Genomic DNA, 23,830 nt, shown 5'->3' with positions numbered 1-23,830 from the left:
CCGCCCAAGGCGCGCGGACGGCGCGCGGGATCGGTCGACGGCCGTCAAGCCGGCTTCAGAGCGTCCGCCCCATGATCACGTCGTCCACGTAACCGCCCTCCAGGAAGAACTCCTCGGGCAGCACCCCTTCGACCACGAACCCCTCGGACTCGTACAGCTTGCGGGCCGGTGTGTTGTGGCCGAGGACGCGCAGGGTGAGCCGGCGCGCTCCCCTGCGGCGGGCCTCCTCGACGACCGCGCGGATCAGCGCCCGCCCGACGCCGTGCCCCCGCGCCTCGTCGGAGACGGCGAGGCCCTGGATCTGGCGCACATGCGCGTTCGAGGCGAGCGGGGTGGGGAATCCGAGACGGACGTAGCCGACGATGCGGCGGTCGAGTTCGGCGACGAGATGGTCGCCGGGGGCGTGGCGCTCGTCGAAGAACGGCGAGTAGGGCGGCTGCGGGCGCGGCGTGACCGCATGCAGATGCGACCACGTGCGACGGTCGAGGAGGGAGAGTTCCTCCTCGTCGTCCGGCAGGGCGATGCGTATGTACGGCGACTGGTGGGGCTCGGGCATGAGCGCCACCCTAAGTCCCGGGTGCGCGAACCCCACCGGGGTTTCATGCGGTCAGAGGCAGGATGGAGTTATGGAACTTTCAAAAATCGCCGTGGCGGGCTCCTCCGGACTCATCGGCGGGGCACTGGTGCGCTCCTTGACGGCCGACGGCCACGAGGTCGTACGGCTGGTGCGCCGGGCGCCCAGGTCCAGGGACGAGGTGCGCTGGGACCCGGAGAACGGCTCGGTGGACACGGCGGGGCTCGCCGGGTGCGCCGCGGTCGTCAACCTCGCCGGGGCGAACGTGGGCTCGCGGCGCTGGACGGAGGAGTACAAGGCGACGCTGCGGTCCGGCCGGGTGCGGGGCACGGCGGCGCTGGCGCAGGCCATCGCGTCGCTGAGGCCCGAGGAGCGGCCGCGGGTCTTCGTCAACGGCAGCGCGATCGGCTACTACGGCGAGACCGGCGGGCGTGCCGTGGACGAGAGCGCCCCGGCCGGTGAGGGCTTCCTGCCGTCGCTGGTCGTCGACTGGGAGGCCGCGGCGGCCCCGGCCCAGGAGGCGGGCGTACGGACGGTGTTCCCGCGCACGGGGCTGGTGGTGGCCCGCGAGGGCGGAGCCTGGGAGCGGCTGTTCCCGTTGTTCAGGGCGGGGCTCGGCGGACGGATGGGCGACGGGCGGCAGTACTGGTCGTTCGTCGCGCTGCACGACGAGGTGGCCGCGATCCGGCATCTGCTCGACACCGACGGTCTGTCGGGGCCGTTCAACGTGACCGCGCCGCAGCCGGTGACGAACCGTGAGGTCACCGAGGCGATGGGCCGGGTGCTGCGCCGGCCGACCCTGTTCGCGGTCCCCGCGCCGGTACTGAAGACCGTGCTCGGCGAGATGGCGGGGGATGTGCTGGGCAGTCAGCGGGTGCTGCCGGCGCGGCTGCTGGAGTCGGGGTTCGTCTTCGCGTTCCCGGAGATCGAGGGTGCGATCAGGGCGGCCGCCGGGTAGCAGACCGGGCGGACACCCGGGTCTGCATGCGACCACCGTGCGACCGTGCTCTGTCGATGCGCGACTGTTCCTGACCGATCACGGCCCTAACCTCGACCCGAACTCGGGTATCCCCGGAGCCTGTTGGGGGCATGACGTCTCCACCGGCCGCGCAACCTCGAGGAGGGGCACGTGCTTGAGCCCGCGTACCAGGCGGACGTCGTCATCGTGGGAGCCGGGGTCGCCGGACTCTCCGCGGCGCATCGGCTGACCAGCGCAGGAGTAACGACCGCAGTCCTGGAGGCCGCCCCTTACCCGGGCGGCCGCATGTCGACCGAGAAGGTCGACGGGTTCCGACTCGACCGGATCGGGCAACTCCTGTCGACGTCGTATCCCGAACTACGCCTGACACCCGGCCTCGACGCGCTCGCGCTGCGCCCGTTCGCCCCCGGCGTGCTGCTGCACAGCGACGGACGCCGGCAGCGCGCGGGCGCGGTACCGAGCGCGATGGGCGCAAGGCGCGCGAGGGGCGCACTGCACGCGGTGCGCGCCCTGGCAAGCGCCCCTCGGACGGGGGCCGCACGGGTCCCGGGGCAGTCCTCGGTCCCGAGGGTGCGCGCGGGCGCCCCGCTGGGCAGCGCCGTCGACCAGGCCCGGCTCGGTGCCGCGCTGGCCCGGCTGGCCTCCTCGCCCGTCGAACGGCTGCTGGCCCGGCCCGAGTTGCCGGCCGGCCGGGCACTCGCGGAGCGGGGGGTTCCGGCACGGACGGTCGACGGTTTCCTGCGGCCGCTGCTGGCCGCCCTGCTGTGCGACCCCGAGCTGACCACGTCCAGCCGGTGCGCGGACCTCGCGCTGCGCGCCTTCGCGAGCGGACGGCTGTGCGTGCCCGAGGGCGGCGCCGAGGCACTGCCGGAACTGCTGGCGCGCTCACTGCCGCCGGGCACGGTGCACACCGGGGTGCGGGTGACGTCGATCGCCACGACGTCCGTGACCACCGCCGAGCACGGCGAGATACGGTGCCGGGCCGTGCTGCTGGCGACGGACGCACGGACCGCCGCCGAGCTGCTGCCGGGCCTGCGCGTACCCGACTTCCACCCGGTCACCGTCGTCCACCACACGACCGACGAGCCGCCGACGACCGGCGCGTCCCTGCTCCTGGACGCCGACCGGGGCGGACCGGTCGCGCACACGGCACTGATCAGTCAGGTCGACCCGACCCGCGCACCGGCGGGCCGGGCCCTGATCTCCTCGACGGTCCTCGGCACCCCGCCGCCCGACATCGACACGGCCGTACGGATGCACCTCTCCCGGCTCTACGGCACCTCCACGTCCCGCTGGGAGACGCTCGCCGTGCACCACACCCCGGAGGCGGTCCCGGCGATGCGCCCACCGCACGACCTGCGCCGCCCGGTGCGCCTCCTGGCGGGCCTGTACGTCTGCGGTGACCACCGCGACACCAGCACGGTCCAGGGCGCCCTCCACTCGGCCCACAGGGCGGCGGCGGCCATCCTGGCGGACCTGGGATCGGCGGGCTCACTGCACCGCGCGGAACCGTTACGGGCAGCTGCATAGATCTCGCGGGATCCCCGCGCCCTTGTCCTGGGGGCGCGGGGCCGTGCGGAACCGTTACGGGCAGCTGCCTGAAAGCCGACCGCGCACCCGCGCACCTTCAGGGGCGCGGGGAACTGCGCGATCAGCCGCGACGAACCCGCACCCGGCACACAACCGGCCGGAGTCACGGCGCCGCCCCGTCGGCCTACCCCAGCGCAGCGACCTTGTCGCGATACCCCCGCACCGGCGCAGCATCCCGATACGGCTCCAGCCTCCGCTCGAAGTCCCGGACGTACTCGACCGCCCGCACCGACCGCATCTCGGAGGCGGCGCCCGCCGCCTCCGCACCCAGCGCGCAGGCCTGGTCCAGCTCGCCGAGTCCGAGCCGGGCGGAGGCGAGGACGACCCGGCTGAACAGCCGGCTGCGGGCGTAGGCGGGGGCGCGCAGTTGCAGGGAGCGCTCGGCGTGCTGGGCCGCCGCGCGGAACTGCTGCAGGTCCCGGTGGCAGTGCCCGAACTCGTCGGCGAGCTGGGCCTCGTCGAAGAAGCGGGCCCAGTACGGGACGTCGTCGCCGGGCCTGGCCCCTTCCAGGGAGCGCTCCGCCCGGACCAGCGAGGCCGTGCAGGCACGCACCTCGCCGAGTACGCCGTGCCCGCGCGCCTCGCACGCGTGCAGCAGGGCCTGGACGACCGGCGGCGCGCTCGTGCCCACGCCCTGCTGGGCCACCCGCGCCAGCTGGACGGCCTCCCGGCCGTGCCCGAGGTAGACCGCCTGGCGGCTCATCGTGACGAGGACGTAGGAGCCGTAGGGCCGGTCCCCGGCGGCCTGGGCGAGCCGCAGCGCCTGCACGAAGTAGCGCTGCGCGAGTCCGTGCGCGGCGATGTCGTACGACGTCCAGCCCGCGAGCCGGGTCAGGTCGGCGGCGGCCGCGAAGAGGCGCCGGCCGGTCTGCTCGCCGTAGGTGCCGCGCAGCATCGGCTCGCACTCGTGCTCCAGGTAGCGCACGAGCGCCTGCCGGGCGTGGCCGCCGCCGTACATGTCGTCCAGGGAGCGGAACAGCTCGCCGACCGAACGCAGGGCGGCGATGTCACCACCGGTGACCTTCTGCCCGGGACCGCGCTCGGCCTGGGGGCGCTGGCGGGACGGGGTTCCGCCGGGTTCGAGCGGGGCCGGGAACTTCGGGGAGGCGACGGGACGGCCCTGGGCCGGGATGCGGGCGATCGGCTCGCCGCGGGCGACCTTGTCGTCGGCGCGGCCGATCAGCCAGTCCCGGCTGGGCACGACGAGTCCGGCCGGGGTGAAGGCGATCTTGCGCAGTTCGGCGTGGCTGCCGGAGTCCTTGCGCCACAGGCCGCTGACGATGTCGACGGCCTCCTCGGGGGTCGCGGCGAACTCCAGGCCCGCGTACACGGGCGCGCAGGCGTCGAGGCCCAGGTCCTGGGCGCTGAGCCGGCGGCCGAGGCGCCGGGTGAAGACCTCGGCGATCAGGGCCGGGGTCGTGCCGCGCGGCTGCTGCCCGCGCAGCCAGCGGGTGACCGATGTCTTGTCGTATCTCAGATCAAGCCCGTGTTCGAGCCCGAGCTGGTCCACCCGACGGGCGAGACCCGCGTTGGAGAATCCCGCTTCTGCGATGAGCGCGGCGAGCTGGCGGTTGGGAGTGCGCTGCGCGGGTCGTTCCGTCATCTGCGGTGCGGTCTCCTGCCTTTCGGGCCTCGCGGGGCCATGTGGCCGGCGAGTGCCCGGATTGCCGGTGAGCAGCCATTTTGGCCTCTCGAACGGCGCGAATGTAGCGGAGAGTAAGCAGCCGATCGCACATTTCGGCGTCCATTCATCCGATCGTGTGAGGATTGCCCCACCGGGCTGACGCGGGCCGCGGGATCGCACTCGAACGGGCCGGTCGTACAGTGGCGTAGGCACGCTTTGTGCCTTACGACGTTCTGGGCTCTTCCAGGGAGGCGCTTGCCGTGAGTGAGTTGCGGTTCGTCCGCATGGGATTCGGCGCGGAGGCCGTCGAGTACCAGCAGGCGTGGGACGAGCAGCGCCGGGTGCACGCGGCGCGGTTCGCGGACGAGATCTCCGACACGGTCCTGCTGCTCGAACACCCTCCGGTCTACACGGCGGGCCGGCGCACGGCGGACAACGAGCGGCCCCTGGACGGCACGCCGGTCATCGACGTGGACCGCGGCGGCAAGATCACCTGGCACGGCCCGGGCCAGCTGGTCGGCTACCCGATCCAGAAGCTGCCCCGTCCGGTGGACGTCGTGGCGCACGTACGACGCCTGGAGGACGCCCTGATCCGCACGTGCGCGGAGTTCGGCCTGGAGACCACCCGGGTCGAGGGCCGCAGCGGCGTATGGGTGCTGGGCGACCCGGTGGAGCAGCGCCCAGCGCTCGGCGGACTGGCCCTGGACTTCGACCCGCGGCTCACCGACGAGGAGTTCGACCCGCGGCTGAACGGCCCCGAGTACGCGCCCTCCAACGCCGGCCAGCGGCGCGAGGACCGCAAGATCGCGGCGATCGGGATCCGGGTGGCCAAGGGCGTGACCATGCATGGCTTCGCACTGAACGTGAACCCGGACAACAAGTGGTTCGACCGGATCATCCCGTGCGGGATCCGGGACGCGGGGGTCGCCTCGCTCGCCGCCGAGCTGGGCCGGGACGTCACCATCGACGAGGTGCTGCCGGTCGTCGAGCGGCATCTGCGGGACGTACTGGAGAACGCGGACCTGAAGCCGCGGCTGATCGAGACCGCGACCGCCTGAGGAAGGAATCAGCCCGGAAGTCATGGGGTTGGCCTGACGGCAGGGCTGAGTAAACACGGGCGTACCCTGGTGTACGCCGACGAATCGAAGCACAGGGAGCCGACGTGTCCGCAGTCTCACCGGACGGACGCAAGATGCTGCGCCTGGAGGTCCGCAACAGCCAGACCCCCATCGAGCGCAAGCCCGAGTGGATCAAGACCCGGGCGAAAATGGGTCCCGAGTACACGAAGATGCAGAGCCTCGTGAAGAGCGAGGGCCTGCACACGGTCTGCCAGGAAGCCGGCTGTCCCAACATCTACGAGTGCTGGGAGGACCGCGAGGCGACCTTCCTCATCGGTGGCGACCAGTGCACCCGGCGCTGCGACTTCTGCCAGATCGACACCGGCAAGCCCGAGGCGCTCGACCGTGACGAGCCGCGCCGCGTCGGCGAGTCCGTGGTCACCATGGACCTGAACTACGCCACCATCACCGGCGTCGCCCGCGACGACCTGGAGGACGGCGGCGCCTGGCTGTACGCCGAGACCGTGCGCCAGATCCACGCGCAGACGGCCGGCCGCGAGGGCGGGCACACCAAGGTCGAACTCCTCGCCCCCGACTTCAACGCGGTCCCCGAGCAGCTGGCCGAGGTCTTCTCCTCCCGCCCCGAGGTCTTCGCGCACAACGTCGAGACGGTGCCGCGGATCTTCAAGCGGATCCGCCCCGGCTTCCGCTACGAGCGCTCCCTGAAGGTCATCACCGAGGCCCGCGACTACGGCCTGGTCACCAAGTCCAACCTGATCCTCGGCATGGGCGAGACCCGCGAGGAGGTCAGCGAGGCGCTGAAGCAGCTGCACGAGGCCGGCTGCGAGCTCGTGACCATCACGCAGTACCTGCGCCCGAGCGTGCGCCACCACCCCGTGGAGCGCTGGGTCAAGCCGCACGAGTTCGTGGAGCTGAAGGACGAGGCCGAGCAGATCGGCTTCTCCGGTGTGATGTCCGGCCCGCTGGTGCGGTCCTCCTACCGTGCCGGGCGGCTGTACCAGATGGCCGTCGAGAAGCGTGGCGCGTACGTGGCCTCGCAGGCCGTCTGATGGCACGGAGTGCCACTCGGCGCATGTGAATCTGCGCACAAGCAACTGACTGCAGGCGGAAGCCGATTGACGCGGTCCTGGACGTCCCCGCAGATAGGGGCCTCATCAGGGCCGCGTCAAGTTTTTCGGACGGCGCATTAAGGCTTCATTGGTGTTTGACCGGTCGGTCACGCCCTGGTAACACCAATCAGTGACCCTGGTTGTACACCCCGTGCACCACCCACCGAAGCCGCCATCCCGAGGGGGGACCTCCACCATGCAGGCCGCGCCGGTTCGCGCCACCGCAATCCCGTCGTTCACCACTGCACTGCGTGCCGTCGAGTCGCTGCTGATGAGCAGCGGCCAGCGCACCGCCCGCCGCAACGCCTGGACCTCCGTCCTGGAGGACCGTCGCCGCGCGAAGGACCGCGTGGAGGCCGAGCGCGTCCTCGAGCAGACCCCCGCTCCCCGCCTCTGAGGGCGCTGCCGTCGAAGGCGCTTGTGCGGCCACGTAGACTTCGTGGCATGGCGAGGAAGGACACGGCAGCGGACGCTGCGAACCCCGGGCGACTCAAGCAGATCGCTCTGACCTACAAGATGACCCGCAAGGCCGACAAGAAGATCGGTCTTGTACTCGCGGCTGTCGGAATCGTCACCTTCGGTGTCTTCCTCGCGATCGGTTTCTTGATCGGTCACCCCATCTATCTCGGCATCCTGGGCCTGCTGCTCGCCTTCCTCGCGACGGCGATCGTGTTCGGGCGCCGGGCCGAGCGGGCCGCATTCGGCCAGATGGAAGGCCAGCCGGGCGCAGCAGCGGCCGTACTGGACGACATCGGCCGGGGCTGGTCGACGACCCCCGCGGTGGCGATGAACCGCAGCCAGGACGTGGTCCACCGGGCCGTCGGCAAGGCCGGCATCGTCCTGGTCGCCGAGGGCAACCCGAACCGGGTGAAGACCCTGCTGGCCGCCGAGAAGAGGAAGATGAACCGCATCGTCGCGGACGTGCCGGTGCACGACATCATCGTCGGCACGGGCGAGGGCCAGGTCGAGCTGAAGAAGGTGCGGACCACCATGCTGAAGCTGCCGCGCGTGCTCACCGGCCCCCAGGTGACCGCCACCAACGACCGGCTCAAGGCCATGGGCGACCTGATGAGCAACATGCCGTTGCCGAAGGGCCCGATGCCCAAGGGCATGAAGCTGCCGAAGGGCGGGCCGAAGGCTCGCTGATCACCCCGTACAAGAAAGGGGGCGCCCGGTTCACACCGGGCGCCCCCTTCGTCGTACGGCCGTCTTCCGGCCGTGCCGGCGTCCTCGCCGGACCGCCGTCAGATGCGGACTTCCACGGTCTGTGCGAGCCGGTCGTGCAGGCCGCGGCCGTCGCGGTCCCAGATCAGGGCCGGGATGGCGACGCACAGCAGGGCCGTGCGCAGCAGGGCGCGCAGCGGGTTGACCGTGCCGCTCTCCAGGGCGACCACGCGCAGGCCGAAGAGGCGCTTGCCCGGGGTGAAGCCGACGGTGCCGACGGTCAGGACGCCCAGCACGAAGAACAGCAGCAGGGCCCAGTTGCTGGTCGCCTGGCCGTAGCCGTCGGTGATGAGACCGTATGCGATCAAGACGCAGAGACCCCAGTCCACGACGAGTGCTCCGAGCCGTCGCCCCGGGCGGGCGATGGAGCCCGGCCCCTCCTCCGGGAGGCCGAGCTGCTGACCCCTGTATCCGAAGTCGACACCGGCGTCCTCGGCGGCCGCGCGAGGGCCCGAGAGCCAGGATCCGATTGCTTGCCTCTTGTCCACGCGACCACGGTACTGCGCCCGTTTTGGGATGTGGACAGGAGGGGTGAGGAGCGGGATGTCCGGTTAACGTGTGCGAAACAAATGGGTCACGCCCGAGAAATCACCCGTCCCTAGGGTCGAGGTCAGCGTGTGCCACCGCACTGGCCGCACGAACGAACTACCACCCCGGCACGGACGGGCCGGGAGTAGGAGGAGCTGGATGTTCCAGAACGCTGACGAGGCCAAGAAGTTCATCGCGGACGAGGACGTCAAGTTCATTGATGTCCGGTTCTGCGACCTGCCGGGTGTGATGCAGCACTTCACGATCCCGGCCACGGCCTTCGACCCGGCCGAAGAGCTCGCGTTCGACGGCTCCTCGATCCGCGGCTTCCAGGCCATCCACGAGTCCGACATGGCGCTCCGCGCCGACCTGTCCACCGCGCGCGTCGACCCCTTCCGCCGCGACAAGACGGTCAACATCAACTTCTTCATCCACGACCCGATCACGGGCGAGCAGTACTCCCGTGACCCGCGGAACGTGGCGAAGAAGGCGGAGGCCTACCTCGCCTCCACCGGTATCGCCGACACCGCGTACTTCGGCCCCGAGGCCGAGTTCTACGTCTTCGACAGCGTGCGCTTCAAGACCGCCGAGAACGAGGCGTACTACCACATCGACTCCGAGGCGGGTGCCTGGAACACGGGCGCGCTGGAGGACAACCGCGGTTACAAGGTCCGCTACAAGGGTGGTTACTTCCCGGCCCCGCCGGTCGACCACTTCGCCGACCTGCGCGCGGAGATCTCCCTGGAGCTGGCCGCTTCCGGCCTCCAGGTCGAGCGCCAGCACCACGAGGTGGGCACCGCCGGCCAGGCCGAGATCAACTACAAGTTCAACACGCTGCTCGCCGCGGCCGACGACCTCCAGCTCTTCAAGTACATCGTGAAGAACGTCGCCTGGCGCAACGGCAAGACCGCGACCTTCATGCCGAAGCCGATCTTCGGTGACAACGGCTCGGGCATGCACGTCCACCAGTCGCTGTGGACCGGCGGCCAGCCGCTGTTCTACGACGAGGCCGGTTACGCGGGCCTGTCGGACACCGCCCGCTACTACATCGGCGGCATCCTCAAGCACGCTCCGTCGCTGCTCGCCTTCACCAACCCGACGGTGAACTCGTACCACCGTCTGGTGCCGGGCTTCGAGGCGCCGATCAACCTGGTGTACTCGCAGCGCAACCGCTCCGCCGCGATGCGTATCCCGATCACGGGCTCGAACCCGAAGGCCAAGCGCGTCGAGTTCCGTGCGCCCGACTCCTCCGGCAACCCGTACCTGGCGTTCTCGGCCCTGCTGCTCGCGGGCCTGGACGGCATCAAGAACAAGATCGAGCCGGCCGAGCCGATCGACAAGGACCTCTACGAGCTGGCTCCCGAGGAGCACGCGGGCGTCGCCCAGGTCCCGACCTCCCTCCCGGCCGTCCTCGACCGCCTCGAGGCCGACCACGAGTTCCTCCTCCAAGGCGACGTCTTCACGCCGGACCTGATCGAGACGTGGATCGACTACAAGCGCGCGAACGAGATCGCCCCGCTCCAGCTGCGTCCGCACCCGCACGAGTTCGAGATGTACTTCGACGTGTGATCGACGCCTGACCGAGGCAACCACGCCCGCGCCCCCGCTGTCGTACCGACGGCGGGGGCGCGGGCGTATGTTCTATTCTGCCGGTGACACGACACGGGGGTGGACGGGATGCCTGAGCACGAACAGGACGATCACGAGCGGGAGTTCGACCTGAGGTGGGCGGACAACGCCGAGCACAAGGAGCCCTCGGCACGGGCCCGCATGCTCGCCGCCCGCTGGAAGGAGAACCCGCCCGAGCCGCAGCCCTTCCGAGCCGACCCGGACCATGTCGCCTCCCGCGGCCGCTCGTCCTGGGTGTCGACGACGGTGGTCCTGGGCTGCGTGGTCGCGGTGATCGTCCTGCTGGGATACATCAACTTCCGAGCGCCGTACTAGCCACACCCCGGGGCGGGTCCCACCGGGGAGGACGGCACGACATTCCCCACGACCGGGCGGTGTCCCCCGGTGCCGATATTTCCCGCGACCGGACCGTCTCCCCCGGCCTACGATCACCCGACGGATCGGGCTGAGCGGGGGCGGGCATGCGGGAGGACGACGGGCGGGACGAGGGCGCGGTGGCGCGGCTGGGAGACGTCGGCGGCGTGGTCGAGTCGGTGGGAGCGCGGCGGGCGTCGGGCGCGCCTCTGCGGGAGGTGCGTGCCGTGACCGGGTCGACGGTGGAGCGGCTGGCCTCGGGGGTGCCGCTGCGGGATGTCCTCGATGTGGGCGCGCCGGGTTCCTGGATCGACCTGGATGTGGAAGTGCGTGCGTCCGCCCGGTATCGGCCGGGGCTGCCGCCGGGCCTGGCGTGGGTGGAGGGCCGGAGTGGGTCGACCGTCTCCTCCTTGATCGCCGCCACGGTCGGCCGGTTGCGGCGCGAGCGGGGCGCCGAAGACGCCGTGGAGTCCGTCGAGCCCTTGCTCGCACTCGCCCTGTGCCATCCCGACGGCCGGGTCCGCGGGGCGGCGCTCGCCCGGGCCCGGGAGTACCCGGATCTGCTGCCGCTGATCGTCGTCCGTGCGGCCGACTGGGCGGAGCCGGTGCGCGAAGCCGCCCGGGAGCTGCTGCGTGACGTCCTCGACGTGGACGCCGCCGTCGCGCTGGCGCCGCTGATCCTGCTGGTGGGGCGCCGTGGCCGGGGTGACTTCGGCGTACGGCTGCTGGGTGAGGTGCTGCGCCGGGCACCGGGCGAGCGGCTGGGCCCGCTCTACGGCTCCGCCGACCGCACCGTGCGCCGGTTCGCCCACCGCCTGGCCGTGGCGGAGGGGTTCCTCTCCCCTGCCGAGCTGGCCCGCTCGGCGGCCCGGGACGGTGACGCCGTCATCCAGGACCTGTGTGCGGAGGCGGTGCTGAAGACCGTGTCCGCGGACGTGGGCGACGACGTGCTGCGACCGCTGCTCACCGCCCGCAATCCGCGAGCCCGCTCCTCCGGCGTCACCGCACTGCGGCGGGCCGGGCGGGCGGCGGAGGCCGAGCGGTTCCTCACCGACCGGTCCGCTGTGGTGCGGGCGTGTGCGCGGTATGTCGTACGCCGGCTCGGGACGGATCCGCTGCCGCTGTATCGGGCCTGGTGCTCGGAGCTGGGGCCGGAGGCGGGTGGGGAGCGGGATACGGGCCAGACGCGGGAGCCCAAGCGGGATACGGGCCAGACGCGGGAGTCGGCGCCGGGCCAGGTACGGGAGCCGGAGCCGGACACCGGTCACGTCCGGGAGCCGGAAAGTGGCCAGGGCCCGGAGCGCGGCTCGTTCGTGCCCGTGCCCGGAGCTGTGATCGGGCTCCGGGATACGGGCCAGACGCGGGAGCCGGCGCCGGGCCAGGCGCGGGAGCCGGAGCCGGAGACCGGTCACGCCCGGGAGCCGGAAAGTGGCCAGGGCCCGGAGCGCGGCTCGTTCGTGCCCGTGCCCGGGGCTGTGATCGGGCTCGCCGAGTGCGGGGAGCGGGCGGATGCCGTGCTGCTGTGGCCGCTGCTCGCGCATCCGGTGCCGGCGGTGCGGGCGCGGGCCGTGGCTGGGCTGAGGCTGCTGGACGTGGTGGACGCCGGTCGGCTGCGGCCGCTTCTGGAGGACCCCGCGCCCGGTGTCGTACGGGAGACCGGGCTGGCGTTGTTGCCGTCCGCGCAGGAGTTGCCCGCGGACTGGCTGATGGAGCGCCTCGGGGAACGGTGGCCCCGGCATGTGCGGGTGACGGCGTTCCGGCTGCTGAGCGCGGGGTCCGGGATCGTGCCGCTGCGTGCGGCGGTCGAGCTGCTGGAGGATCCGGATCCGAAGCTGCGCGGCTGGGCCGAGCAGGCCGTGCAGCGGTGGCATCCGCCGGCCGGCCTGCCCGGCGGGGAAGCGGAGGTGGAGGCGCTGCTGGACCGCTGCACCCACCTCTTCAGCTCCTACGTGCTGCGACGCAGGAAGTGGGAGGCGGGGGTGGGCCGCTAGCGGCGGGCGGTCCTTCGTCACGGCCTTCACCGCCCCGTGACCGCCGCCCCCGACCACGCCGCCCCCGATCCATAGGGACCCTTTGCCGCTCCTAGGGTCCTTCGGGACCGCTTCATGGGGTGGGGCGGAGGCACACTGGCAGTGGGACGAGTGCCTGAGTGCGGGGTGGTGCAAGATGCAGAGCCGCTTCCGGAGTGATCGGCAGTTGACCGCTCGTATGGGCGTCACGCTGTTTCTGCTCGGGTTGTTGTACGTGGGTTTCGTGGCCGCGCTGGTCGTGCTGCTGAAGTCCTGGGTGCTCGTGGTGGTCGTGGCGGCCGGTCTGCTGGGTGCCCAGTACTGGTTCTCCGACCGGGTCGCGCTGTTCGGGATGCACGGGCGGGTCGTGGAGCGGGAGGAGTATCCCGCGCTGCACGGGGTCGTAGACCGGCTGTGTGCCATCGCGGACATGCCGAAGCCCGTCGTCGCCGTGTCGGAGATGGACATGCCGAACGCGTTCGCGACCGGGCGCAACGCCGATCACGCCGTGATCTGTGTGACCACGGGACTGCTGCGGCGGCTGGAGCCGGACGAGCTGGAGGGTGTGCTCGCGCACGAGCTGTCGCACGTGGCGCACAAGGACGTCGCCGTCATCACCGTCGCCTCGTTCCTCGGGGTGATCGCGGGGCTGATCGTGCGGTTCGCCTTCTACAGCCAGCTGTTCGGCGGCGGACGCCGGGACCAGAACACCGCCGCGATCTTCGCCATGGTGCTCGGGGTGTCCGCGGCCGTCTACGCGATCAGCTTCCTGCTGATCCGGGCCCTGTCCCGGTACCGCGAGCTCGCCGCCGACCGGGCCGCGGCCCTGCTCACCGGGCGTCCCTCGGCCCTGGCGTCCGCGCTGACCAAGGTCTCCGGCGACATCGCCCGGATCCCGACGAAGGACCTGCGGACCGCGCAGGCCTTCAACGCCTTCTACTTCACCCCGGCGCTGGGCCGTGACCCCGGTATCGCCCAGCTCTTCTCCACCCACCCGAGGCTGGAGCAGCGACTCGAACAGCTGGGGCGGATCTCCGCCGAGCTGGGCGAGGCGGCGACTCCCGAAGGGGCGTGAGATGGGGCTGCTCGACATCCTGCTCGGCCGTACGAAACCGGTCGCGCCCGATCTCGACCGGCTGTTCGCGCTGCCCTCGGCGGCGGTGACGCTGGAGGCGGCGGCCGGGTTCCGGCCGACCGGCAGCGGGGCGGTGTGCTTCGCCACGGTCGAGGGTGCCGCCTTCGACCAGACGCACCGCGAGGTCCAGGCGCTGCTCGACGCGGACGCCGAGCGCGACGGCCGGCCGGTGCAGCTCGCCCGGGACGACTACGGCTACTCGTGGCTGGTCTCCCGGCGCGCGCCCGATCAGCTCCCGGACCTGGTCAACGACCTGCATGCGGTGAACAGCGCGATGGAGGTCAACGGCTTCGGCCCGCAGCTGCTGTGCTCGCTGGTGGGATTCGAGGACGACAGGGACCAGCGGCTCGCGCTCGTCTATCTCTACAAGCGCGGCACCTTCTATCCCTTCGCGCCGCTTCCCGGCGCGGCCGAGCGGCGCGACAACCCGTTGGAGCTGCGGGTGAAGGCCGCCCTCGCGGGCGACCTGCGGATCGAGCAGGACCTGAACCGCTGGTTCCCGGTGTGGGGTGCCCCCGGCCTGTGACCGGGGGCACCCTCAACCTCGGGTCACCACCACAGGTGGTCTCACTTGCTCTTCTCGCGCTCCTGACGACGGGACTCAAGGGGGCGCTCGCGGCGGTAGCGGCGCTCCCACTTGGCCTGCATGTCGCGGCGGTCGCGGTAGGAGCGGTAGTCCGCGGGCATGGCGCCTCCGGACGAGGATCCTCCGCCGGGCCCTCCCCCGGGCCTGCCGGTCGGCGCGGAGGGGCTCCGGCCGTACTGGAGGTAGAGGAAGAGCACGGCGACCGCGGCCAGCCAGTAGACGTGGTTTCCGAATCCTAGGATCACCAGGACGACAGTCCCGGACATGACGATGGTGCCCATCACGGGCCTCCGTGGGCGTGGGTCGGTACTGAGCGGTGCGTGAATGTCTCCGACGGGGCGCTGGGGGACGGGCGGCCGTCCGTCGGTGCGTAGAGAGTAGCCCCGGGTCCGCAGGGTGACGCCTTCCCTGCGGGAAGCGGCGTGAACTGCTCCGTTACGCATGTCCAGGGTAGGGATCCCGTCACTGCGTGTGCATCTCCTTTTCCGGGGGCGGGAGTTCGGCCGGTGTCCGGTGTGAATGAATGGAGCGCATGACCGAGCTCTCCTCCTTCACCCACGCCCATGACGGCGAACTCCTCAGCGGGGTCCACGGCAGTGCCGCCGACGGCCCCGCGGCCACGGCCGTTCTGCTGCACGGCGCGGGCATCGGCAGCAAGGAACGGCTGCTCCCGATGCTCGCGGAGTTCGTGTCCCGGGGCTGCCACGGACTGGCCTTCGACTTCTCCGGGCACGGTGAAAGCAGCGGCGAACTGCGGGAGTTGAGCCTGCGCCGGCGCTTCGAACAGGCGGTCGCGGTCATCGACGCGCGGGTGCCGGCGGACGGCCCGCTGATCGTCGTCGGGTTCAGCATGAGCGGACAGACAGTGACGGATCTCGTCGGGCACTACGGGGAGCGGGTGACGGCGGTGGGCCTGTGCGCGCCGGCCGTGTACGCCGAGGAGGCGTGGGACGTGCCCTTCGGCGAGGGGGACGGGCGGTTCAGCGAGATCATCCGCAGGCCGGACGGCTGGCGCGGGACGCCCGCGCTGGACGTGCTGCGCGCCTACGAGGGGCGTGCGGTGCTGGCGGTGCCGGGGACGGACGCGATCATCCCGCCGGAGGTGACGGCGGCGGTGCAGGACGCCCTGGCCGCCAAGGCGCGGTTCACGCGGTTCGACGTGCCCGGCGCCGAGCACATGCTGGGGATGTGGTTCGAGGAACACCCCGAGGACCGGCGGGAGTTCGTCAAGGCCGTACTGGCCACCGACGGCGACCGCTGAGCGCCGGTCAGGCGCCGGGTACGGCCCGCACCACGCCCGCCTCCACCGCCGCGCCCAGAGCCGTGTGGTCGTTGGTGGTCTGGTCGGCGTAGGCCAGCGCGAAGTCGGCCACCGCGCGGTCGAAGGTGTCGGCGCCGCCGAGGTAGCCGGCGATGGCGATGCGGTCGCCGGAGCGGGCGTGGGCCCGCGCGAGGGCGGTGCCGCACAGGCGGGCGTAGGTGCACAGGTCGGCCGGGCCCATCGAGGCCACGTCCGCCGTGCCCTTCATGTCGCGCAGCTGGCGCCAGTAGAACGCGCGCCCCTGCGGCCCCGACATCCAGCCCAGGAAGATGTCGCCCGCGGCCTGCAACAGCCGCTGCCCGGCGACGACACGGTGACCGGGATGGACGTACGGCCCGCTCGGCAGATGTTCCTCCAGTACGGACTGCCGGGCCTCCTTGATCTGGAGGAACAGGGGGTCGCCGGCGTCGCGTCCGACGAGCAGCACGATGAAGCAGCGCAGGCCGACGCTGCCGACGCCGACGACCTTGCGGGCGGCGTCGGCGAAGCGGTAGCGGTCCAGGAGCAGGCGGCGCTCCTCGGAGAGGGTCGAGCGGTAGTCGCTGAAGGTCTTGCGCAGGCCGGCCATGTCGGAGGTGCCCGCGCGTTCCAGGAGCGGCGGGTCGTGGATGATGCGCCGGTGCCCGTCGACGGTCTCGGTCAGCTTGCCGAAGGCGCGCAGGCTGGTGCGGCGGCGTGCGCGGCCGAGGCTGGCCTCGACGCGGTGGTGCCGTCGGCCGGTGCGGAGCAGGGGCAGCAGCTGCTCGGCCTCGATGCGGGTGTACCAGACGTCGAGCTCGCCGCGCCTGGCCAGCCGGCGTATCGCGGTGCGGTACGCGGCGGCCGACTCGCGGGCCGCGCGGGCGACCGCGGGATCCGGGTGGCCGTTCTCGCGGGCGGCCACGGCGACGGAGGTGGCGAGCCGTTTGACGTCCCACTCGAACGGGCCGGGGTACGTCTCGTCGAAGTCGCTGAGGTCGAAGAGCAGCGTGCGTTCCGGGGAGGCGTACAGGCCGAAGTTGAGCAGGTGGGCGTCGCCGCACAGCTGCACGGTGAGGCCGGAGTTCGGGGCGGCGGCGAGGTCGGCGGCCATCACGGCGGCGGCGCCGCGCAGGAAGGCGAACGGGGACGCCGCCATCCGCCCGTAGCGGATCGGCAGCAGCTCGGGCAGCCGGTCGCGGCCCTGGCGTTCCAGTACGACGACCGGGTCGGGGCGGTCGACGGACGGGATCCAGGCGGCGTGCGCGGAACGCGGGGCGCGCTTGCGGGCGGCCTTGCCGCGCAGGAACCGGTCGGCGGGGGTGGTCGGGCTGGTCATCGGACGAGGGCCCCGTGTCGGACCGACGTGCACCGCGGCTGTCGCCCGCCGAACCTGCCCATCGCACCTCCCACTGCCCGCAGCCCGTTGGGGGAGGTCCGCCACCTCCTGATCGCAGTGAAAGCGGCGCGACGCGTCCGCGCACGTCGGGGAGGCGTTTCGGGTGATGGCGGAGGGTGAGCGGGGGGCGTGCGGGGAGCGGGCACGGGGCGCTGCCACGGCAGGAAAAGCGCACGCTGTCAGTGGTGTCCGGGAGGATGCGGGCAGTGGTGTGCGGACTCGGCGGCGTGACCGTCCGGCGCCGCGGCGGAGCGATGGTGTGACGGGTGGAGGCCGGGATGGGTGACGGGGTGCGGTACATCGGCACGGCGGAGCGACGGGCCCGGCTGGGGCTGCGGCACCGGCTGACCGGCGCCACACTGGCGCAGGACCCGGCCGGGGTCGCCGACTCGCTGGTCGCGCTGCACGGCACCGATCCGGCGACCGTGTACCTGGCCGTCGGCGCGCGACTGGCCGACCCCGCGAAGACCGTCGCCGACACCGAGCGTGCGCTGTACGAGGACCGGACGCTGGTCCGGATGCACGGCATGCGGCACACCGTGTTCGTCTTCCCCACGGAGCTGACCGCCGTGGTGCACGCCTCCACGGGCCTCGCGGTCGCCGCCCGGGAACGTGCCTCGCTGATCAAGAGCATGGCGAAGGCCGGGGCGCCGGACGCGGCCTGGCTGGCGGAGGTCGAGGAGTCGGCGCTCACCGCGCTCGCCCGGCGCGGACAGGCCACGGCGGCCGAACTCGCCCAGGACGAGCCGCGGTTGCGCGAGCGGTTCGTGTACGCGGCCGGGAAGAGCTACGAGGGCGTGCACACCGTCTCGACGCGGCTGCTCCGGGTGCTCGGCGTCGAGGGCAAGGTCGTGCGCGGCCGGCCGCTGGGCTCCTGGACGTCCTCGCAGTTCCGGTGGGCCGTCACGCCCGAGCATCCCGAACTGGACGCGGCCGCCGCCCAGGCAGAACTCCTGCGGCGCTGGCTCACGGTGTGCGGGCCGGCGACGGAGGCCGACCTGAAGTGGTGGACCGGGTGGAAGGTCACGGAGGTCCGCCGGGCGCTCTCGGCGATCGGGGCGCAGGCCGTGTCCGTGGACGAGGGGACGGGGTACGTCGTCCAGGGCGACGCCGGACCGGTGGACGACCCCGCGGAGCCGTGGGCGGCGCTGCTGCCCGGGCTCGACCCCACGGCGATGGGCTGGCAGCAGCGCGACTGGTACCTGGCGCCGGAGCTGCGGCCGTCGCTGTTCGACGGGAGCGGCAACGTCGGCCCGACGGTGTGGTGGAACGGCCGTGTCGTGGGCGGCTGGGCCCAGCGCGGGGACGGCGAGATCGTCTGGCGGCTGCTCGCGGACCTCGGCGGCGAGGAGCGGCAGGCGGCCGAGACGGCGGTCGCGGCGCAGGCCGAGCGGCTGCGGGGGTGGATGGGGGCGGCCCGGGTGACGCCCCGGTTCCGGACTCCGGTGGAGAAGGAGCTGTCGGCCTGACAGGCCCCCCTCCGACGGTCGGTGCGGCGGGCGCGGCCGTGGACGAGCCCGCCGCGGGTCCGCCCCGCCCCCGTCCTCACGCGAACGCCGGGTCCGCCCCGCCCCCTTCGCCGCGCGAACACCGGGCGCGCCCCGATACGCGGCGCACCCGGCGTCCGGGCCTACCTGGAGTACCTCATGAGCGCCCGGACCATGTGGCAGGTCGTGTCCGACGGCGGGTGGACGCCGATCGTCTCCGCTGCGGTCCTGATCGTGTCGTTGCGTGCCTGGTTCGGCATGTAGACGCCCGAGTCGAGGAGCGCTATCGCGAGGCGCATGGCCTTGAGACGGCGGTTGTGGGTGACGTACCACTCGCGCGGGCGCCCCGGCGGCAGCGCTCGCTTCTCCACCGGCGCGTACGGCAGGTCGAGCAGCACCGGGTGCTTGGCGGTGGACTGGGTGGGCAACGGCTTGCGGGTCGGCTTCGGCTTCAGTGCGGCAGCGGGCACAGGCATCCTCCTGTCGCGGTCGAGCGCCGGCCGGGTTCCCCGGCGACACTCTCGAACACTGCTTACAGTTTAGTGCCCGCCACTGACAATCGAGGAACCTGATACGGCCAGGAAATCCCCAGGTCAGCAATGAAACTGTCACCGTGTCACACCGGATCAAGGGGATGCGCGAGGGGCACCGGGGAATTCGAACAGAGACCTTCCGGAGGCGGGCGCCGAGGCGGGGGTCGGAGCCCCGGTCGACGGCGGGTCCGCAGTGGGTGCGGGATACCGTGGGCCGTATGGAGATCTGGATCAATCCGGCCTGTTCCAAGTGCCGCAGCGCCCTCACCCTGCTCGACGCCGAGGGGGCCGACTACACCGTCCGCCGTTACCTGGAGGACGTCCCGAGCGAGGACGAGATCCGCGAGGTGCTGGACCGGCTGGGACTCGAGCCGTGGGACATCACCCGCACCCAGGAGGCCGTCGCCAAGGAGCTCGGGGTCAAGGACTGGGCGCGGGACGAGGCCTCGCGGGACCGGTGGGTGAAGGCGCTCGCCGAGCACCCGAAGTTGATCCAGCGGCCGATCATCACCGCGCAGGACGGTACGGCCGTCGTCGGCCGCACGGACGAGGCCGTCCAGGACGCCCTGTCCCGCAAGAGCTGAACCTCCGTCAGGCGCGATGTGACGCAGGTTACTTCAGAGACTCTCGTAACCGCTGAGTAACTCCGTTCGGTATCTCGTACATACCGACGTACGCTCCCCTACCGCTCAGGAGGCGCGCATGTCGCGCAGGAGAACTCTCGGCACGAAGAAGAAGATCGCTCTGCTGGTCAGTGCGGCGACGGTGGCGGGTGGCGGTGCCTTCGTCATGGCGAGCACCTCGAACGCCTCGCAGACACCGACGGTCAAGTCGGCCGCGGACTCGACCGTGTGCCAGGGGCTCGCCACCGCCCTCGGCAACAACCAGAAGTTCATCGACGGGCAGAAGGCCAACCCCGACGCCCAGTCCGCGGCCCGGATCGCCAACCGCGAGGCGGTCATCGCGCAGATCAAGGTCCAGCAGGAAGCGTCCGGTTGCGCTGCCGGGGAGTCGGCTCAGGACTCCCAGGCCGCACAGCCGAGCGCCCCCGCGGGCGACGCCGGGAACGCGGGTGCCGGGAACGCCGGTAACGCGGGTGCCGGAAATGCGGGTGCCGGTGACGCCGGGGGCGACCAGAACGCGGGCAACGCCGGGAACGCGGGCAACGCCGGTGGTGGTGCCGCGGCCGGGCAGCAGGTCTGCAACGGCTCCACCGTCACGCTCTCCGGCGAGGGCGGGGCTCCGGCCGCGTCCAGCAACCAGTTCCCGGCCGGCACCAAGCTGAAGGTCACCAACCTGGACAACAACAAGTCCACGACGGTTGAGGTCACCTCGGTGTCCGGCAGCTGTGTGCTGCTGAACAACGCGGCCTTCGAGCAGGTGCGCGAGGCCGGCAAGTTCCTCATCCGCCGTGCGGTGATCGAGAAGGTGGGGTGACGCCGAGAGCGTCGACTTCGTACGTGTCATGGGCCCTGCCACTCGCGGCCACGAGTGGCAGGGCCCGCGTATGTGCACCCGCGTATTTGTACAGGCCACGCACGCCACGTGAATCGCGCCACACGAACACCAGGTAACACGGGGTTCACATTGGAGCAATGACCGGGAAATCGCCTGTTGACAGGCTCGCGGGCATCAACGCGGCGCCTCAGTGCCGCAGCGCCGCCAGCACCCGCAAGTGCGCCTAGACCCACCCCCGAAGGATGTGGCCCGTGACCTTCAAGGCTGAGTACATCTGGATCGACGGCACCGAGCCGACGGCCAAGCTCCGCTCCAAGACCAAGATCATCGCGGGCGCGCCCGCCGGTCTGGACGCGCTGCCGATCTGGGGCTTCGACGGGTCCTCCACGAACCAGGCCGAGGGCCACGCCTCGGACCGTGTCCTCAAGCCGGTCTTCACCTGCCCGGATCCGATCCGCGGCGGCGACGACGTCCTCGTCATGTGCGAGGTCCTCAACATCGACATGACGCCGCACGAGTCCAACACCCGTGCCGCGCTGGCCGAGGTCGCCGAGAAGTTCGCCGCGCAGGAGCCGATCTTCGGCATCGAGCAGGAGTACACGTTCTTCCAGGACGGTTACCCGCTGGGCTTCCCCAAGGGCGGCTTCCCGGCCCCGCAGGGCGGCTACTACTGCGGTGTCGGCGCCGACGAGATCTTCGGCCGTGACGTCGTCGAGGCCCACCTCGACAACTGCCTCAAGGCGGGCCTCGCCATCTCCGGCATCAACGCCGAGGTCATGCCCGGTCAGTGGGAGTTCCAGGTCGGCCCGGTCTCCCCGCTGGAGGTCTCCGACCACATGTGGGTCGCCCGCTGGCTGCTCTACCGCACCGCCGAGGACTTCGGCATCTCCGCGACGCTGGACCCGAAGCCGGTGAAGGGCGACTGGAACGGTGCCGGCGCGCACACCAACTTCTCCACCAAGGCGATGCGCGAGGGCTACGACGCCATCATCACCGCCTGCGAGTCGCTCGGCGAGGGCTCCAAGCCCCTCGACCACGTCAAGAACTACGGCGCCGGCATCGACGACCGCCTGACGGGCCTGCACGAGACCGCCCCGTGGAACGAGTACTCCTACGGCGTCTCCAACCGCGGCGCCTCGGTCCGTATCCCGTGGCAGGTCGAGAAGGACGGCAAGGGCTACATCGAGGACCGCCGCCCGAACGCCAACGTCGACCCGTACGTCGTGACGCGGCTGCTCGTCGACACCTGCTGCTCGGCGCTGGAGAAGGCCGGCCAGGTCTGATCCCGGCAGGGCTCGCACAGCTCCGTGAAGGGGCGTCCACCGACGGGTGGGCGCCCCTTCGCCGTACGTCGGCCCGGTTGTCAGTGACGGATGCCATCGTGGACGGCATGCAGAACGACGAGGGTCTGGCCGTCAAGGTGCAGACGGAGCACGGCGAGACGTACGTCCGGCCGTCCGAGGAGCAGCTGAGCGACCTGGTGCACCGGCTCGGCGGGCGCGGCGACCACTGGCTGGTGATGCAGCGGATACCGGACGTGCCGGACGTGTTCGCGCAGGTGTGGCACGAGCGGGGCGGGGACTACCAACTGGAGCACCGCGAGAGCCGCGAGCGCTTCGTCGCCGCGGCGGTCCCGGAGGCAGCGGCGGTGACCGGCGCGCTGGTGGGGTGGGCCCGGCAGCGGGGCGGCTGGGACAGCGGGTTCGCCTGGTCGCCGGTCGAGATGGATCCGCCGCGGGAGGTGCCCGAGCTTGCGCCCACCGTGCGCGCGGAGGTGGAGCACCGGGTGCGTGTGCTGCTGCGGTGCGGGTACGACGACCGGGCGGCGCTCGCCGAGGCCGCCGAGGAGTATCTGGTCGACGGCGACAGCCGGCCCGTCTCCGACGCGCAGGCCCGGGAGTTGGTCGACCGGCTGTGGCTGGAGCGCTTGGACGAGCAGGCGGCGTGGGAGGGTGTGACCGACCCGGAGCGACTCACCGCGGCCTTCCGGGCGCTGGAGGCCAGCGGCATCACGGCCCGCGAGAACTTCACCTGCTGCCGGGGCTGCGGGATGGCGGAGATCGGCGCGGAGCGGGAGGACGCGCGCGGGTTCGTGTTCTTCCACGCTCAGGTCGTCGAGCACGCCGCCGAGGGGCACGGGCTCGCCCTGTACTACGGCGGTTTCGACGGCTCCGAGGAGACTACCGCGGGCATCGGGCACGAGGTCGTCGCCGCGCTGGACGCCGCGGGGCTGTCCACGCAGTGGGACGGGTCGCCGGGCACATCGATCGGCGTGACGCCGCTGGACTGGCGCCGACGGCTTCAGGGGTGAGGCACGCGACACCGGATCGGCGTCAGGGAAGCGTCCGACCAGTGAGAGAAGGGTCCTTTCCGTGGACAGCTTCTGCTTCAATGGGGGCATGGCCAGCATCCAGAAGCACTCCGCGACAGGTCGCCATGACCTCGAGCCCTTCTGGCCTTCCCGTCAGCACCACGACTTCGACCGGGTGTGTTGCCGCGCGATGAACGCGCGGGCCCTCTAAAGCCGTCACCCGGCCTTCGGCCAGCGCGAACGACGTTCCTCCCCCACGACGGACCTCTCGCGCGAAAGAGCTGACCTCTCATGGCGACCACTCGTTCTCTGTCCACCGCCCCGCTCAACCCCGCCTCGAACGCGCCACGGCATCATCTGCGTGCCGTGGACCGGGACGAGGATTGGGGTCTCCCCCGCTCGAACGTAGTTGAGAGCTTGGGGATCGATGTCGCGGACCTGCTGCCGCCGGGCGCCACCTGGCTGCCCGCTCCCCAGCACTCCCTGCCCACGCTGCCGGGGCAGCCGCCGATGATCGGCTACCTGGTGCTCGTCCCGGCCGACCACCGGCCGCCGGTCCCGGCGGCCGTCGACACCGACGCCGAGCCGCTCGTCCGGATCGACTCCGTGCGGCGCACCGCCGCCGTCGAAGGGCGTGAACTCGACCTCACCTACCTGGAGTTCGAGCTCCTCGCCCATCTGGTGGCCAACCCCCACCGGGTGCACAGCCGCGACCAGCTGGTCACCACGGTGTGGGGCTACGGGCATGTGGGAGACGGCCGTACGGTCGACGTCCACATCGCCCGGCTGCGCCGCAAGCTGGGCGCCGAGCACCGCGACACCATCCGCACGGTGCGCCGGGTGGGATACAAGTACGCCCCGCCGACCGGGCGCTGATCCCCCGGCCCGCCCCCGCGAAGGCTGTCTGCCGACAGCAGAGTCCTGTTCCGTCCCGCCCCGCCAC

Annotated in this window: 24 protein-coding genes; 18 read left to right on the top strand and 6 right to left on the bottom strand. The window is 71.8% G+C overall.

Annotation, left to right across the window (positions count from 1 at the left end):
- Positions 1-55: 55 nt before the first annotated feature.
- Positions 56-556, bottom strand: coding sequence for a GNAT family N-acetyltransferase (locus CP983_RS31365; RefSeq protein ID WP_150503326.1), 501 nt, complete (start codon positions 554-556; stop codon positions 56-58).
- Positions 557-626: 70 nt separating this feature from the next.
- Here CP983_RS31365 and CP983_RS31360 point away from each other — a divergent pair, with 70 nt between their 5' ends.
- Complete coding sequence (locus tag CP983_RS31360) at positions 627-1,532, top strand: TIGR01777 family oxidoreductase (RefSeq protein ID WP_150503324.1); 906 nt, start codon at positions 627-629, stop codon at positions 1,530-1,532.
- A 171-nt stretch (positions 1,533-1,703) separates the two neighbouring features.
- Positions 1,704-3,083, top strand: a complete 1,380-nt coding sequence (locus CP983_RS31355) for an NAD(P)/FAD-dependent oxidoreductase (RefSeq protein ID WP_150503322.1) — start codon at positions 1,704-1,706, stop codon at positions 3,081-3,083.
- A gap of 184 nt (positions 3,084-3,267) precedes the next feature.
- Here CP983_RS31355 and CP983_RS31350 read toward each other — a convergent pair whose 3' ends face one another.
- Positions 3,268-4,746, bottom strand: coding sequence for an NsdA family TPR-like regulatory protein (locus CP983_RS31350; RefSeq protein WP_150503320.1), 1,479 nt, complete (start codon positions 4,744-4,746; stop codon positions 3,268-3,270).
- Positions 4,747-5,027: 281 nt separating this feature from the next.
- On the opposite strand from CP983_RS31350, the gene lipB reads away from it, so the two are divergent.
- The 4 genes from lipB (at position 5,028) to CP983_RS31330 (ending at position 8,101) form a co-directional block, all read left to right on the top strand.
- Complete coding sequence (lipB, locus tag CP983_RS31345; protein WP_107906970.1) at positions 5,028-5,825, top strand: lipoyl(octanoyl) transferase LipB; 798 nt, start codon at positions 5,028-5,030, stop codon at positions 5,823-5,825.
- Between the two features lie 104 nt (positions 5,826-5,929).
- Positions 5,930-6,895 (top strand): lipoyl synthase, encoded by a 966-nt coding sequence (gene lipA / locus CP983_RS31340; protein WP_030944407.1) that lies wholly within the window; start codon positions 5,930-5,932, stop codon positions 6,893-6,895.
- Positions 6,896-7,151: 256 nt separating this feature from the next.
- Positions 7,152-7,352, top strand: coding sequence for an SCO2195 family GlnR-regulated protein (locus CP983_RS31335; RefSeq protein ID WP_107906968.1), 201 nt, complete (start codon positions 7,152-7,154; stop codon positions 7,350-7,352).
- Between the two features lie 47 nt (positions 7,353-7,399).
- Complete coding sequence (locus CP983_RS31330; protein ID WP_150503318.1) at positions 7,400-8,101, top strand: DUF4191 domain-containing protein; 702 nt, start codon at positions 7,400-7,402, stop codon at positions 8,099-8,101.
- Positions 8,102-8,199: 98 nt separating this feature from the next.
- Here CP983_RS31330 and CP983_RS31325 read toward each other — a convergent pair whose 3' ends face one another.
- Complete coding sequence (locus CP983_RS31325) at positions 8,200-8,667, bottom strand: RDD family protein (protein WP_125528401.1); 468 nt, start codon at positions 8,665-8,667, stop codon at positions 8,200-8,202.
- Between the two features lie 199 nt (positions 8,668-8,866).
- On the opposite strand from CP983_RS31325, the gene glnA reads away from it, so the two are divergent.
- The 5 genes from glnA to pspAB all read left to right on the top strand — a co-directional run bounded on the left by glnA (position 8,867) and on the right by pspAB (position 14,360).
- Positions 8,867-10,276, top strand: coding sequence for a type I glutamate--ammonia ligase (gene glnA, locus CP983_RS31320; protein WP_125528402.1), 1,410 nt, complete (start codon positions 8,867-8,869; stop codon positions 10,274-10,276).
- Positions 10,277-10,384: 108 nt separating this feature from the next.
- Positions 10,385-10,651, top strand: a complete 267-nt coding sequence (locus tag CP983_RS31315) for an SCO2583/SCO2584 N-terminal domain-containing protein (RefSeq protein ID WP_125528403.1) — start codon at positions 10,385-10,387, stop codon at positions 10,649-10,651.
- Positions 10,652-10,797: 146 nt separating this feature from the next.
- Complete coding sequence (locus CP983_RS44850) at positions 10,798-12,681, top strand: hypothetical protein (RefSeq protein WP_229914730.1); 1,884 nt, start codon at positions 10,798-10,800, stop codon at positions 12,679-12,681.
- 175 nt (positions 12,682-12,856) lie between these two features.
- Complete coding sequence (gene htpX, locus CP983_RS31305) at positions 12,857-13,774, top strand: zinc metalloprotease HtpX (protein WP_150503316.1); 918 nt, start codon at positions 12,857-12,859, stop codon at positions 13,772-13,774.
- Between the two features lies 1 nt (position 13,775).
- Complete coding sequence (gene pspAB / locus CP983_RS31300; protein ID WP_150503314.1) at positions 13,776-14,360, top strand: PspA-associated protein PspAB; 585 nt, start codon at positions 13,776-13,778, stop codon at positions 14,358-14,360.
- A 41-nt stretch (positions 14,361-14,401) separates the two neighbouring features.
- On the opposite strand, the gene CP983_RS31295 is transcribed toward pspAB, so the two are convergent.
- On the bottom strand, positions 14,402-14,701 hold the full coding sequence (locus CP983_RS31295; RefSeq protein ID WP_126903979.1) for a hypothetical protein: 300 nt from the start codon (positions 14,699-14,701) through the stop codon (positions 14,402-14,404).
- A 251-nt stretch (positions 14,702-14,952) separates the two neighbouring features.
- On the opposite strand from CP983_RS31295, the gene CP983_RS31290 reads away from it, so the two are divergent.
- Complete coding sequence (locus CP983_RS31290; protein WP_189748620.1) at positions 14,953-15,681, top strand: alpha/beta hydrolase; 729 nt, start codon at positions 14,953-14,955, stop codon at positions 15,679-15,681.
- Between the two features lie 7 nt (positions 15,682-15,688).
- Here the strand turns inward: CP983_RS31290 and CP983_RS31285 are convergent, their stop codons facing one another.
- A complete protein-coding gene (locus CP983_RS31285) occupies positions 15,689-17,038 on the bottom strand; it encodes a DUF2252 domain-containing protein (RefSeq protein ID WP_150503310.1) in 1,350 nt (449 codons plus the stop codon).
- Positions 17,039-17,376: 338 nt separating this feature from the next.
- On the opposite strand from CP983_RS31285, the gene CP983_RS31280 reads away from it, so the two are divergent.
- Positions 17,377-18,567, top strand: a complete 1,191-nt coding sequence (locus CP983_RS31280; RefSeq protein ID WP_150503308.1) for a winged helix DNA-binding domain-containing protein — start codon at positions 17,377-17,379, stop codon at positions 18,565-18,567.
- 161 nt (positions 18,568-18,728) lie between these two features.
- Here CP983_RS31280 and CP983_RS31275 read toward each other — a convergent pair whose 3' ends face one another.
- Complete coding sequence (locus tag CP983_RS31275) at positions 18,729-19,055, bottom strand: hypothetical protein (protein ID WP_107906959.1); 327 nt, start codon at positions 19,053-19,055, stop codon at positions 18,729-18,731.
- A 281-nt stretch (positions 19,056-19,336) separates the two neighbouring features.
- Here CP983_RS31275 and CP983_RS31270 point away from each other — a divergent pair, with 281 nt between their 5' ends.
- The 5 genes from CP983_RS31270 to CP983_RS31250 all read left to right on the top strand — a co-directional run bounded on the left by CP983_RS31270 (position 19,337) and on the right by CP983_RS31250 (position 23,763).
- The gene (locus CP983_RS31270; RefSeq protein WP_176577415.1) at positions 19,337-19,702 is read left to right on the top strand and encodes an arsenate reductase family protein; all 366 of its coding nucleotides are present in this window, start codon (positions 19,337-19,339) and stop codon (positions 19,700-19,702) included.
- Between the two features lie 118 nt (positions 19,703-19,820).
- On the top strand, positions 19,821-20,555 hold the full coding sequence (locus tag CP983_RS31265; protein ID WP_150503307.1) for an RlpA-like double-psi beta-barrel domain-containing protein: 735 nt from the start codon (positions 19,821-19,823) through the stop codon (positions 20,553-20,555).
- A 272-nt stretch (positions 20,556-20,827) separates the two neighbouring features.
- Entirely contained in the window at positions 20,828-21,859 is a 1,032-nt protein-coding gene (glnII, locus tag CP983_RS31260; RefSeq protein ID WP_125526107.1) for a glutamine synthetase, read from the top strand.
- A gap of 107 nt (positions 21,860-21,966) precedes the next feature.
- A complete protein-coding gene (locus tag CP983_RS31255) occupies positions 21,967-22,887 on the top strand; it encodes a DUF6891 domain-containing protein (protein ID WP_150503305.1) in 921 nt (306 codons plus the stop codon).
- A 291-nt stretch (positions 22,888-23,178) separates the two neighbouring features.
- Positions 23,179-23,763, top strand: coding sequence for a winged helix-turn-helix domain-containing protein (locus CP983_RS31250; RefSeq protein ID WP_150503303.1), 585 nt, complete (start codon positions 23,179-23,181; stop codon positions 23,761-23,763).
- Positions 23,764-23,830 lie beyond the last annotated feature (67 nt).

Origin of the sequence: Streptomyces chartreusis, from assembly GCF_008704715.1 — a bacterium.
Lineage (GTDB): Bacteria > Actinomycetota > Actinomycetes > Streptomycetales > Streptomycetaceae > Streptomyces > Streptomyces chartreusis.
Note: the sequence above shows the minus strand (reverse complement) of the source record. Positions and strands in the feature narration are given on the sequence as shown.

Coding starts and splice junctions, on each gene's coding strand:
- CP983_RS31365 (WP_150503326.1), bottom strand. CDS start 556: ATGCCCGAGCCCCACCAGTCGCCGTACATACGCATCGCCCTGCCGGAC.
- CP983_RS31360 (WP_150503324.1), top strand. CDS start 627: ATGGAACTTTCAAAAATCGCCGTGGCGGGCTCCTCCGGACTCATCGGC.
- CP983_RS31350 (WP_150503320.1), bottom strand. CDS start 4,746: ATGACGGAACGACCCGCGCAGCGCACTCCCAACCGCCAGCTCGCCGCG.
- CP983_RS31335 (WP_107906968.1), top strand. CDS start 7,152: ATGCAGGCCGCGCCGGTTCGCGCCACCGCAATCCCGTCGTTCACCACT.
- CP983_RS31330 (WP_150503318.1), top strand. CDS start 7,400: ATGGCGAGGAAGGACACGGCAGCGGACGCTGCGAACCCCGGGCGACTC.
- glnA (WP_125528402.1), top strand. CDS start 8,867: ATGTTCCAGAACGCTGACGAGGCCAAGAAGTTCATCGCGGACGAGGAC.
- CP983_RS31315 (WP_125528403.1), top strand. CDS start 10,385: ATGCCTGAGCACGAACAGGACGATCACGAGCGGGAGTTCGACCTGAGG.
- CP983_RS44850 (WP_229914730.1), top strand. CDS start 10,798: ATGCGGGAGGACGACGGGCGGGACGAGGGCGCGGTGGCGCGGCTGGGA.
- htpX (WP_150503316.1), top strand. CDS start 12,857: ATGCAGAGCCGCTTCCGGAGTGATCGGCAGTTGACCGCTCGTATGGGC.
- pspAB (WP_150503314.1), top strand. CDS start 13,776: ATGGGGCTGCTCGACATCCTGCTCGGCCGTACGAAACCGGTCGCGCCC.
- CP983_RS31295 (WP_126903979.1), bottom strand. CDS start 14,701: ATGGGCACCATCGTCATGTCCGGGACTGTCGTCCTGGTGATCCTAGGA.
- CP983_RS31290 (WP_189748620.1), top strand. CDS start 14,953: ATGACCGAGCTCTCCTCCTTCACCCACGCCCATGACGGCGAACTCCTC.
- CP983_RS31285 (WP_150503310.1), bottom strand. CDS start 17,038: ATGACCAGCCCGACCACCCCCGCCGACCGGTTCCTGCGCGGCAAGGCC.
- CP983_RS31280 (WP_150503308.1), top strand. CDS start 17,377: ATGGGTGACGGGGTGCGGTACATCGGCACGGCGGAGCGACGGGCCCGG.
- CP983_RS31270 (WP_176577415.1), top strand. CDS start 19,337: ATGGAGATCTGGATCAATCCGGCCTGTTCCAAGTGCCGCAGCGCCCTC.
- CP983_RS31265 (WP_150503307.1), top strand. CDS start 19,821: ATGTCGCGCAGGAGAACTCTCGGCACGAAGAAGAAGATCGCTCTGCTG.
- CP983_RS31255 (WP_150503305.1), top strand. CDS start 21,967: ATGCAGAACGACGAGGGTCTGGCCGTCAAGGTGCAGACGGAGCACGGC.
- CP983_RS31250 (WP_150503303.1), top strand. CDS start 23,179: ATGGCGACCACTCGTTCTCTGTCCACCGCCCCGCTCAACCCCGCCTCG.